Here is a 12,851-nt window from a genome sequence, read left to right on the forward strand (position 1 = left end):
TTGATGAGCAGCCCGACCATCTGCTCGACGCCGGCCAGTTCCGGCGGACGGCCCGACACCGTGGTGCCGAACGCGACATCGTGACGGTTTGTCAGCCGGCCCAGCAGCACGCCCCAGGCCGCCTGCACCACGGTGTTGAGGGTGACGCCGAGCGTGCGCGCCTGCCGGGTCAGGCGCTGCATCAATTCTTCGGGCAGATCGATGCGCAAGGTGTCCGGCACCGCCGGCGCGGTGCTGGCGGCGGCGATCCGCGTGGGTTCCTCGAAGCCGAGGAAGGCCTCGCGCCAAGCCTCACGCGCGGCGGCGTGATCGCGCCCGCCGAGCCAGCGCATGTAGTCGCGGTACGGCACCACCCGCGGCAAAGCTTCGGTGTCGGCGCCGTTGCGATACAGCGCGAACAATTCCTGCAGCACGATCGGCGTGGACCAGCCGTCGAGCAGGATGTGGTGGCTGTTGAAGATCAGGTAATGGCGCGCGGCCGATTCGCGGACCAGCACGAAGCGCAGCAGCGGTGCGCGGGTCAGGTCGAAGCGTTCCTGCGCGTCGTCGGCGATGGCCTGGGCGAGCGCGGCCTCGCGCTGTTCGGGCACCAACGCCGACAGATCCAGTTCGCGCCACGGCGCCTGGATGTCGCGCTGGATCACCTGCACCGGTTCCTTGGTCTTGTGGTGCACGAACGCCGCGCGCAGGCTGGCATGGCGGCGCAGCAGCGCGTCGGCGGCGGCGCGCAACGCGGCCGGGTCGAGCGCGCCGTCGAGGACGAAGGTCATCTGCACCACGTAACTGTCCTGCACCTTGTCGTCGTACAAGGCGTGGAACAGGAAGCCGTGTTGTAGCGGCGTCAGCGGCAGGATGTCTTCAATTTTCGAGTTGCGCATACAGCGACTCCAGCAGTTCGATATCGGATTGGTCGAGCGCGACCAGAGGCACGTCGGACGGCGTCAGCGCGGCGCCGTCGGCTTCGCGGGCGAAGTCGGCGATGCGGCGCAGGGCGTCGAACCAGGCGTGAGAGAACGCCGCCACCGCGGCTTCGTCGAGCAGTTCACCGGCCCAGTTCCAGTTCGCGTACAGACGCGGACCGTCGGCCTCGTCGCGGACCAGGGCGTTGAGTTCCAACGGATGCGCCAGCGGCTGCTCGGCGTCGCCGCCGCCGCCGAAGCCGCCGTCTTCGCCGACTGGATTCCAGTCGGTTTCATTACGGCCGGCGTCGGCGACCGCGAAACGGCCGAGGTAGTTGAAGCCCAGCGACGGCGGCGCCAGCGCGGCCAGTTCGGCGCGCGCGGACGGGTCGAGATGGCGCAGCAGCCCGTAGCCGATGCCTTGATCGGGCACTCGGCGCAGCTGTTCCTTGACCGACTTGAGCGCGCGCTCCAGGGCCTTGCCGCCGGCCAACGCCTGCTCGAGATCGAAGTCGACCGCGTCCAGGCGCACTGGGAACAGACTGGTGAACCAGCCCACGGTGCGCGACAGATCGGCGCTGTCGATCAGGCCGTCCACCGCCGCCGCTTCGCGGCCGTGGCCTTCCAGATCGAAGGCGGCGGCGTGCGCATCGTCGTCGCCGCGCGCGCGCCGCCATTGCAGCGCGGCCAGCAGGAAGGCGCACAGCAGTACATCGTTGATGCGGCCGTTGATGCGTTCGGGCGCGCGGGTCAGCAGGGCGCGGGTGGTGTCCGCGTCGAGGCTGGCGACATGGGTGCGCATCGTCGCCATGGTGTCGCGGCGCGGATCGAAGGCGCGCGGCAACCAGGCGCCGCCATCGCCGGCGAGCATGTCGCGCCACAGCGGCAGTTCCTCGCGGCGACGCTGTGCGGCCTCGGGCAACGCCAGCGCCCATTCACGCAGCGAGGTCGGCGCCGGTTCCAGTTCGATCCGATCAGCCTCGGTGAGCGCCTGCTCATAGGCCGCGCGCAGGTCGGGCACCAGCAACCGCCACGACACGCCGTCGACGGCAAGGTGATGGATCACCAGCAGCAAACGCGATTCGTCGCCGGCATGGAACCACACCGCCTGCAGCAAGCGGCCGGCGGCGGGATCCAGTCTCCGCTGCGCGGCCTGGGCCTGCGCGGCGACTTCGTCCGCGCTCGGCGTGGCGGTTTCGATCGCGAGCAGGCAATCGTCAGCGCGCACCGCGCCGATCGGCGCGATTTCGAGACGTTCGCGATCGAGCACGCGCAGACGCAGGGCGTGGTGATGATCGAGCAAGGCCTGCAGCGCTTGAGCCAGCGCGCGTGCCTGCAACGCCGGCACCTTGAGCAGCATCGATTGCTGGTATTGCGCGTAGGGCGCGTCGTGTTCGAACAGATCACGCACGATCGGCGTGGCCGGCAGTTCGCCGATCGGGGCCACCGCCGGCACGGATGCGGCGACGACGTCCTCGCTGACCACCGCAGCCAGCGCGCGCACGCTCTGGTGTTGGAACACTTCGCGCGCGCTCAGGCGCAATCCGGCCTGACGGGCGCGACCGACCAACTGGATCGAACTGATGCTATCGCCGCCGAGGCTGAAGAAACCCTCGTCCAGGCCGACCGCGTCGAGGCCCAGCACTTCGCCGAACAGCTTCGCCAGCAGCGTCTCGCGTTCGCTGGCGTTCTCGTCCGGGCCCGCGCTCGTCGCGGTTGCCTGCGGCGCCGGCAGCGCCTTGCGGTCGAGCTTGCCGTTGGGGGTCAGCGGCAACTCGGGCAGGGCGACGAACGCGGCCGGGACCATGTAGTCCGGCAGGCGCTCGGCCAGTTCGTTCCTGATCCGGGCCAGATCGGCCGCGGCCAGCGCGGGCGCGGCGAGATAGGCGACCAGTTGCTTGTGGCCGGGCCGGTCTTCGCGCGCGATCACCGCGTTGGTGGCGAAACCGATCTGTGCGAGCGCGGCTTCGATCTCGCCGGGCTCGATGCGGAAGCCGCGGATCTTGACCTGATGATCGGCGCGGCCGAGCAGTTCGAGCTGACCGTCGCGGCGCCAGCGCGCCAGATCGCCGGAGCGGTACATACGCGTGCCTGCCGTGAACGGATCGGCGACGAAACGCTCGGCGGTCAGGCCAGGACGGCCGAGATAGCCGCGCGCCAGACCTTCGCCGGCGATGTACAGCTCGCCGACAGTACCGGCCGGCACCGGCCGCAGGCGCGCGTTGAGCACGTGGAAACGGGTATTGCGCAGTGGCCTGCCGATGCTCGGGCGTTCGTCGCCGTCGTTCAAAGCCAGACCGCCGGCGTCGACCGTGTACTCGGTGGGGCCGTAATAGTTATGACCGCGCACCGCCGCATGGCCCCGCAGCGTGCGCCACTGGGTTTCGCTGACCGATTCGCCGCCGAGCATCAGCGTGCTCGGATAGGCGCGGCCGGAGCCTGTGCCGTCGGAGCCGACGCTGTCGAGCAAGCCCAGGCGTTGCAGCTGTTCGAAGTGGGTCGGAGTCAGGTCGAGCGCATCGATGCGCGCGGCCCGCAGGTGGCTCAGCAGCACTTCGCCCTCGCGCCGCAGCACGTCGTCGAACACATGCAGCTCGTGGCCGGCGCACAGGAACAGCAGGCCTTCCAGCGAGGTGTCGAACGCGAAGGTGGCGGTGAGGCCGAAGCGCACGCGCTCGCCGCCGGCATGGCGCGCGGCATCGGCGATCACGCCGTCGCGGTGGTGCTCGAACAGATTGGCCAGGCCGGCGTGTGAGACGACCACGCCCTTGGGCTTGCCGGTCGAGCCGGAGGTGTGGATCACGTACGCGGCCTGCTGCGGATGCAGCGGCGCCGCGCCGCTGAGCGCGAGCGAGTCGTGCGGATTGCGCTCCGGCATCGACGCCAGTTCGGCGCGGCCCGCGTCCTGATCGAGCAACAGCGCCGGGCCAGCGTAGCCGAGCGTCGTGCAGATCGAAGCGTGACCGAGCAGCAGCCTGGGCGCGGCTTCGGCGATCAGCTCGCGCAAACGCTCGCCCAGATGCTCGGTGTCCAGCGGCAGATACGCCGCGCCGGCCTTAAGCGCGCCGAGCATGGCGCAGACCGTGTCGGCCGAACGCGGCAAGGCGAGGGCGACGCGATCGTCGGCCTTGAGGCCGCGCGCGATCAGCGCATGGGCGATGCGGTTGGCACGACGGTTGAGTTCGTCGAAGCTCAGCGACTGTTCGCCGCAGACCAGCGCCACCGCATCCGGCGTGGCCGCGGCCTGGCGTTCGAACCACTGCGGCAGCAGCACGCCAGAAGGCGCGATCTTTGGTCCCTGCGAGTTTTGCAGCAACTGCTGGCGCTCGTCGCCGTCGAGCAACTCGACCTCGCCGATGCGCCGGCGCGGATCGGCCGCGATCGCTTCGAGCATGCGCTGCAGGCAGCGGCCGATGCGCAGCGCCGTGTCGGCCTCGAACAGATCGCTGGCGTACTCGATGCTGGCGTGCAGGCCGGCCGGCGCGCCGAATTCGTCGTGGGCTTCGCTGAAATCGAAGCTCAGATCGAACTGGGCGATGTCCAGGTCGAACCCGGCCGGACGCGCCTTCAGGCCGGGCAGGGCGAGCTCGCCGCTGGCGTGATTCTGCAGCGACAGCATCACCTGGAACAGCGGGTGATGAGCCATCGAACGCGCCGGTTGCAGCGCGTCGACCAGACGTTCGAACGGCACGTCCTGATGCTCGTACGCGGCGAGATTGGTCTCGCGCACGCGGCCGAGCAGTTCGGCGAAGCCGGGATCGCCGGACAGGTCGGTGCGCAGCACGAGTGTGTTGAGGAACAGGCCGATCAGATCGTGCAAGGACTCATCGCCGCGGCCGGCGATCGGCGTTCCAAGAGCGACGTCGTCGCCGGCGCCAAGCCGGCCCAAGGTCGCCGCCAGCGCCGCCTGCAGCACCATGAACAAGGTCGCGCCCTGGCTCCGTGCCAGTGCCGCCAGCTTCGTGTGCAGGGCGGCGTCGAGCGACAGCGGCAGGTGGCCGCCGCGATAGCTCGATTGCGGCGGACGCGGCCGGTCGCTCGGCAATGCGATGCGCTCGGGCAGATCGGCCAGCTGGCGCTTCCAGTACTGCAGTTGCTGCGCCAGGGCGCTCTCGGGATCGCGTTCCTCGCCCAGGGTGCGGCGTTGCCACAGGGTGTAGTCGGCGTACTGCACCGGCAACGGCGCGAACACCGGCGCACGGCCGCGCAGGCGCGCGGCGTAGGCGTGACTGAGGTCGCGCGCGAGCGGTTGCAACGAGGCGCCGTCGCCGGCGATGTGGTGCAGCAACAGCAGTAGTGCGTGACGTTGCGGGCCCAGTTCGATCAGGCTCGCGCGCAGGGGCAGATCGCGACTTAGATCGAAGCGATGCGCGGCCGCGGCCGACAGCGCCGCGTGCAATCCGGCCTCGTCGCTGCGCGCGCGATGCAGTTGCAACGCGGCCTGATCGGCCGGCACCACCCGCTGCTGCGGAACGTCGCCCGACGGGAACAACGTGCGCAGGCTTTCATGACGCGCGACGACGTCGTTCAAGGCCGCTTCCAGCGCATCGCCATCGAGCTCGCCGTCCAGGCGCAGCGCCAACGGAATGTTGTAGGTCGCGCTCGGCCCTTCGAAGCGGTGCAGGAACCACAGCCGCTGCTGGGCGAACGACAGCGGCAGCAGCGCCGGTCGTGTCTGCGGCAACAGCGGTTCGCGCGCGATTCCGCCCGAAGGCAGGCGTCGTGCCAGGGTCTCCACGGTGGGCGCGTCGAACAGCGCGCGGATCGGCAATTCGACATCGAAGGTTGCGCGGATGCGGCCGATCAGACGGGTGGCCAGCAGCGAATGGCCGCCGAAGGCGAAGAAATTGTCTTCCGCGCCGATCCGTTCCAGGCCCAGCACTTCGGCGAACAGAGAGCACAACAACTGCTCGGTGGCATTGGCCGGGCCGCGCGACAGCGCCTGCGCGGCGAACTCCGGCGCCGGCAGCGCCTTGCGGTCGAGCTTGCTGCCGTTGGCGGTCAGCGGCAGCGCGTCGAGCGCGACGAATGCGGCCGGCACCATGTACTCGGGCAGGCGCATGGCCAGGCATTTGCGCAACGTGTCGGTATCGACTGGCTCGGACGAGACCAGATAGGCGACCAGTTGCGGATGGCCCTGGCGGTCTTCGCGCACGATCGCGGCATTGCCCGGATAGCCGCATTGGGCCAGCGCGGATTGCACTTCGCCCAGCTCGATGCGGAAGCCGCGCAGCTTCACTTGCTGATCGACGCGGCCGAGGTAATCGAGCTGGCCGTCCTCGCGCCGTCGCGCCAGATCGCCGCTGCGGTACATGCGTTGGCCGACGTGGAACGGATCGGCGACGAAGCGTTCGGCACTGAGGCCTGGACGATCGAGATAACCGCGCGCCAGACCGGCGCCGGCGATGTACAACTCGCCGGCGACGCCCGCGGGCACCGGCCGCAGCATCGCGTCGAGCACGTACAGACGGGTGTTGGCGACCGGAACGCCGAGCGGCGGCGCCGCGCCGGCGAGGCCGGTTTCGTCCAGCGCCTGGCTCATCGCCGCGCAGATGGTGATCTCGGTCGGGCCGTAGGCGTTGACCAGACGGCGGCCATCGCGCGACCACGCCGCGGCCACGTGCGGCGGACAGGCTTCGCCGCCGACGATCAGCGTGGTCGGCCAGGCCAGCGCGGCCGGATCCAGGCTGCCGAGCGCGCTCGGCGGAATCAGGCTGTGGCTGATGCGTTGCTCAGCGAGGGTGCGCGCGAGCGCGTCGCCGAGCAGCAGGCCCGGCGGCGGCAGCACCAGCGTGGCGCCGGCGGCGAAGCACATCAGCATCTCCATCGCCGCCGCGTCGAAACTCATCGAAGCGAACTGCAGCACGCGGCTGCCGGCGTCGAGGCCGAAGCGTTCGACCTGACTGTGGACGAGGCTGGGAATGCCGGCGTGCGTGACGCATACGCCCTTAGGCTGGCCGGTCGAGCCGGAGGTGTAGATCACATAGGCCGGATGCTGCGGCGACAACGCGCACATGCGTTCGGCGTCGGTCGGATCGTGACCGGCGGCGTGGGCGATGTCGTTGCCAAATCCTGCGGCGTCGTCGATCAGCAGCAACGGCGCGTCCTGCGGCAGCCGCGCGGCGACCGCGCGGGTGGCCAGTACGTGGCGCGGACGCGCGTCGCGCAGGGTGTATTCCAGGCGTTCGAGCGGATGATCGGCGTCGAGCGGCAGATAGGCCGCGCCGGCCTTGAGGATGCCGAGCACGGCGACGACGGTGTCGAACGAACGCGGAATCGCCAGGGCGACGCGATCCTCCGGACCGACTCCGCGCGCGATCAGCGCATGCGCCACGCGGTTGGCGCGGCGGTTGAGTTCGGCGTAGCTCAGGTCGCCGTGTGCGTCGACCAGTGCGATCGCTTCGGGCGCGTCTGCGACGCGTTGTTGGAACCACGCCGGTACGGTCGCGGCGGGCAGCTCGTACTCGCTGTCGTTGCAGTCGTACAGCACCCGCCGGCGCTCGCGGTCGTCGAGCAGGTCGAAGTGCTCCAGGCTGCGCTGCGGATGCGCGGCGACCGCGTCGAGCAGGCGCGACAGGCGCTCGGCCAGTCGCTGCACGCTCAACGCGTCCAGCCGCGCCGGGTCGAAGTTGAAACGCAGCGACAGGCGCTGGCCCGGCGTGACCAGCAGGCTCAACGGGTAGTGGGTGGCGTCGCTGCTGGCGAAGCCGGCGATGCTCAGTTCGCCCAGCGCGCTGGCCAGGCCGTCGTGATCGATCGGATAGTTCTCGAACACATACAAGGTGTCGAACAGTCGCTCGAACCCGGCGTAGCGCTGCAACTGAGCCAGGTCGAGGTGCTGATGCTCCATCAGCGCGGTCTGCTGGCGCTGCAACTCCTGTAGCAGGTCGACGAAGCTGCGCTTGGGATCCAGGCGCAGGCGGGTCGGCACGGTGTTGATGAACAAGCCGATCATGCGCTCGACTTCGCCGAGCTCCGGCGGGCGCGTCGACACCGTGGTGCCGATGACTACGTCGTCGCGGCCGAGCATGCGGCCCAGCAGCAGGCCCCACGCGCCCTGGACCAGGATGTTCAAGGTCAGGCCGTGGCGTCGCGCCAGCTGCGCCAGAGTGCGCGACAGGCCTTCGGGCAACTGCAGTTCGTGTTCGCTCTGGCGGCCGGAGGCGTGCGGGTGCGAGGGCAACAGCAGGGTCGGTTCATCGATGCCGTCCAGCGCTTCGCGCCAGGCGAGTTCGCCCAGTCGCGGGTCGCGCGCGCTCAGCCAGTGCAGGTAATCGCGGTAGGCGCTGGCGCCCGGCAGCGGCGCGCCGGTGTACAGCGCGAACAGCTCCTGCACCAGCAGCGGCATCGACCAGCCGTCGAGCAGGATGTGGTGGTTGGCGATCAGCAAGCGGTGACGGACGCGGCCGTCGGCTCCGCTGCCGAGCGCGAGCAGGGTGAAGCGCAGCAGCGGCGCCTGGTCCAGATCGAAACGCCGGTCGCGGTCGTGTTCGGCGATGCGCGCGGCTTCGGCTTCGCGTGATTCGACCGGATGCGCGGACAGATCGATGCGGCGCCAATCCAGCGGAATCTCGCGCGGAATCACCTGCACCGGCCGTTCCAGGCCGCGGTGGACGAAGGCGGCCGACAGATGCGGATGGCGCTGCATCAACGTGCGCGCGGCTTCGCGCAGGCGAACCGGATCGAGCGGGCCGTCGAGGTCGAAACGCACCTGCACCACGTACGGGTCGGGACCTTCGTGTTCGTACAAGGTGTGGAACAGCAGACCCTGTTGCAGCGGCGTCAGCGGCAACAGATCGGCGACGCCGCCGGCATCGCGGTAGTCGCGCTCCAACCGCTCGATCGCGTCCTGCTCGAGCGCGGCCAGGGCCACGTCCGACGGGCTCAGGCCGCCGCTGTGCGCGTCGCCGGCGAGCGCGGCGAGGGCGCGCAGCACGCGGGCGAAGGTCTCGGCGAGGTCTTCGATCTGTTCCTGCGCGAACAACGCCCGCGGATACGACCAAGTGGCGACGAACTCGGGGCCGTCGTCGCGGTCCTGGGTCAATGCATTGAGTTCGATCGCGTGCGCGATCGGCAGCGCCTCGCCGCCGGCTGGCGCTGGCGTTTCGTCGGCGGCGATCCAATCGCCGCGGACCGAATCGCTCGCTGCCTGCGCGCCCGCGGCCTGTCCGCTCACGGCGAAGCGGCCGAGGTAGTTGAAGCTGACTTGCGGCTGCGGCAACGCCGCCAACGCCTGCGCGGCATCGGGGTTGAAGCAGCGCAGCGCGCCGTAACCCAGGCCGTGATCGGGCACGGCGCGCAGTTGTTCCTTGACGCGCTTGAGCGCGCGTTCGAGCTCGCGCCCGCCGCCGAGCGCCTGGGCGTGGTTGATGCCGTCCAGGTCCAGCCGCAGCGGATACAGGCTGGTGAACCAGCCGACCGTGCGCGACAGATCGAGCTCGCTGTGCGCGCTCTCGCGGCCGTGGCTTTCCAGGTCGAGCAGCACGCGTTCGCAGGACTGGCCGGTATGGCGGCGGCGCCAGTCGCTCAGGGCCAGGGCGAAGGCGCTGAGCAGCACGTCGTTGATGCCGGCATGGAAGCGCGCCGGCAGTGCGGTCAGCAGCGGCGTGGCGACCGATGCCGGCAGGCTCAGGCTGTGATGGCCGCATGCGATGCCGATGTCGCGCAACGGATCCAGCGCGACCGGCGACAGCGGCGGATCGATGCCTTCGGCCAGGGCGCGCCAATGCGGCAACTCGGCCAGGCGCGCGGGCGAGGTCGATTGTTCGCGCAACTGAGCGGTCCAGGCGCGCAGCGAATGGCTGCGCGCGGCGAGCGCCGGTTCGCGTCCCGCAGCGAGCGATTCGACCGCCTCGCGCAGGTCCGGAATAAGGATGCGCCAGGACACGCCGTCGACGGCGAGGTGGTGGATGCACAGCAGCAGACGGCCGCTGGCCTCGTCGCCGGCATCGAACCACACCGCTTGCAGTAGCTCGCCTGTGTCGGTGGCGAGGCTTTGCGCAGCCAGCGCGGCCGCTGCGTCGAGCGCGGCTTGCAGCGCGGCCTGGTCGAGCCCGGCGATGTCCACCCGGCGCAGGCCGAAGTGGGCGGCTTCGGGCCCGGGCACTTGCAGTGTCCACGCGCCATCGTCGCGGCGCAATTGCAAGCGCAACGCGTCGTGGTGTCGTACCAGCGCGGCCAATGCGTCGTGCAGCACCTGTTGCGACAGACCCGCGGGCACGCGCAGCAGCACGCGCTGGTTGAAACCGTCCAGCGGCGCCTCGCGATCGAGGAACCATTGCAGGATCGGCAGTGGCGCCAGCGCGCCGACCGGTTCGTCGATCAGCGCCGGCGCGCCGGCATCGGCGTCGCGCGCGATCCGCGCCAATGCCGCCACGTTCTGATGCTGGAACACTTCGCGCGGGGTGATCAGCAGCCCGGCCTTGCGCGCCAGGCCGACCAGTTGAATCGACAGAATGCTGTCGCCGCCCAGGTCGAAGAAGCTGTCGGCGACGCTGACCCGCGGCAAGCCCAGCACCTGCGCGTACAGCGCGGCCAGGGTCTGCTCGCGCTCGTTGGCGGCGGCGCGGTGCTGGCCGCCGGTGAAGTCGGGGGCAGGCAAGGCCTTGCGATCGATCTTGCCGTTCGGGGTCAGCGGCATCCGCGGCAGCAGCACCAGCAGTGGCTGCATGTAATCCGGCAGTTGCGCGGCGATATGCCGGCGCAGGTCGGCGAACTGGTCGAAGGTGGACGGCTCATTGGTGCAGGCCGACAGTTCGCCCACCGCCAGCGGGCGGTGCAGGTCGGCGACGGTGCGGCCGTCTTCGCGCCAGAACAGCAGTTCCAGTTGCTCGTCGGCGCCGTCGCCGGCCCAGGTGCTGGCGGCGCGCAAACCCGCCGCCGCGGCGGCGGCGATCAAGGTTTCGCTGCGCGCATGCACGCGATCGCCGGCATCGAGCAGGCGCGTGCGCACTGCGGACACCGTCGCCCCGTCGGCGAGTGCGTGCAGCGCATCGGTTTCCGGCTGCAGATGATCGTTCGGCACGCCGGCCAGACGCAGGCCGTCGCCGCGTTCGCGCAGCAGGCGCACGAACGCATTGTCGTCCATCAATGCCGGCGTCCATGCGACCGCGGGCCACGCCGCCGCCGAACGCAGCGGCAGTGGGCCCTTGCGCAGCACGACTTCGTAGCGATGGCGGCTGAGCTCGTTGCCGTAGCCGCTGCGCTTGGTCTGGATATCGACCGCGCAGATCGCATCGTCGCGCTTGGCCAGCGCGGCGAAGAATTCCGGCGCGACCAGCAGTTCCTTCTCGGCCAGCCGCAGTTGCTCGGCGCGACGCAGCAAGGTGGCGGTGTCGGTGTCGTCGTCGCTCTGATGCAGGGCGATCGCGGTGGCGAAGCTGCGCTGCAGGCGCAGATTGCGCACGTCGCCCAGGTACAGCACGCCGCCCGGCGCGAGCAGGCGCATCGCCTGGCCGATGGCCTGCGCCAGGTATTCGCCGTTGGGGAAATACTGCAGCACCGAGTTGATCACGATCGCGTCGAAGCGTTCGCCCGGGGCTAGGCCGGCGTCGAGGCCGTCCATGTCGTGAGCCGGCCGCGCATACAGTTCGACCTTGCCGGCCAGCGCCGGCTGCTGCGCGACTTCGGCGCGCAAGCGTTCGACCGTGGCCGCCGACAGATCGGTGCCGTGGTAGGCGCGCACGTGCGGCGCCACCTGCGACAGGATCAGGCCGCTGCCGACGCCGATTTCCAGCACCCGCTCGGGCTTGAGTTCGAGGATCCGTTCGACCGTGCGCGCGCGCCATTCGCGCATCTGCTCCAGCGCGATCTCGCTGCCGTCGTAGCTGCTGTTCCAGCCGTGGAAGTTCTCGCCGAAGGCATAGGCGCCGTCCAGCGCCTTGTCGCCGTACAAGTCCTCGTAGATGGTTTCCCACTCGCCGATCTGGCGCGCCTCGCGGTCTTCGTCGCGCGCTTCGAGCTCGCGTTCGAGCACCACGTAGCCGACCAGTTGCTTGTGGCCGGGCACGTCCTCGCGGGCCATCACGATCGATTGCGCCACCGCCGGATGGCGTTGCAGCGCCGATTCGATTTCGCCCAGTTCGATGCGGAAGCCGCGGATCTTGACCTGATGATCGACCCGGCCGAGGAATTCGAGCTGTCCCTCTCGGTTCCAGCGGGCGAGGTCGCCGCTGCGGTACATGCGCTCGCCGGGCGCGAACGGATCGGCGACGAAGCGTTCGGCGGTGAGCGCGGCGCGGCCGAGATAGCCGCGCGCCAGACCGGCGCCGGCCAGGTACAACTCGCCGGCCACGCCGGCGGGCACCGGCTGCAGGCCGGCGTCGAGCACGTACACGCGCGCGCCGCGGATCGGCGCGCCGATCGGCGCATCGACCGCGCCGGCCAGCGGCGCGCTCATGGTCGCGCACACCGTGGTTTCGGTCGGCCCGTAGGCGTTGGTCATGCGGCGGCCGCGCGACCACGCGTCCACCAGCGGCGGCGCGCAGGCCTCGCCGGCGACGATCAGGTCGCGCAGTTGCGGCACGGCGTCGGGGTCGAGCACAGGCAGCGCGGCCGGCGGCAGGGTCGCGTGGGTGACGCCGTGCTCGCGCATCAGCGCGGTCAACGCTTCGCCCGGACGCACCTGCTCGGCGTCGCCCATCACCAGCGCGGCGCCCGACAGCAGCGTCATGCACAGCTCCCAGAACGCGGCGTCGAAACTCAGCGAGGCGAACTGCAGCACGCGCGCGCCCGGACCGACCTCGAACGCGGCGGTCTGCGCGGCCAGCAGGCTCGGCACGCCGGCATGGCTGACCACCACGCCCTTGGGCCGGCCGGTGGAGCCGGAGGTGTAGATCACGTACGCGGCCTGCTGCGGCGAAACGATCCGTGCGCGCGGCGCGTCGATCGCTTGCGCGGCCAGCGTCTGCACGGTCTGCGCCGCGTCGAGCAGCCACGGCGCGACGCCGTGCT

The 12,851-nt window shown here is 70.3% G+C and carries 2 protein-coding genes (both running past the window's edge); both read right to left on the minus strand.

Annotated elements, in window-relative coordinates; genetic code table 11:
• A protein-coding gene (locus ASD86_RS18935) for a non-ribosomal peptide synthetase (RefSeq protein WP_056114187.1) crosses the window boundary here: on the minus strand, nucleotides 1-878 show its start. It extends 21,406 nt beyond the left edge of the window; only the first 878 of its 22,284 coding nucleotides appear in the window; it begins with the start codon at nucleotides 876-878; the stop codon falls past the left edge of the window.
• On the minus strand, nucleotides 859-12,851 hold the end of the coding sequence (locus ASD86_RS18940; RefSeq protein ID WP_056114189.1) for a non-ribosomal peptide synthetase. It continues 15,862 nt past the right edge of the window; only the last 11,993 of its 27,855 coding nucleotides appear in the window; its start codon lies beyond the right edge, outside the window; its stop codon occupies nucleotides 859-861. The genes ASD86_RS18935 and ASD86_RS18940 overlap by 20 nt, the downstream gene beginning before the upstream one ends.

It is taken from the genome of Lysobacter sp. Root690 (assembly GCF_001427785.1).
Taxonomy (GTDB): Bacteria; Pseudomonadota; Gammaproteobacteria; order Xanthomonadales; family Xanthomonadaceae; genus Lysobacter.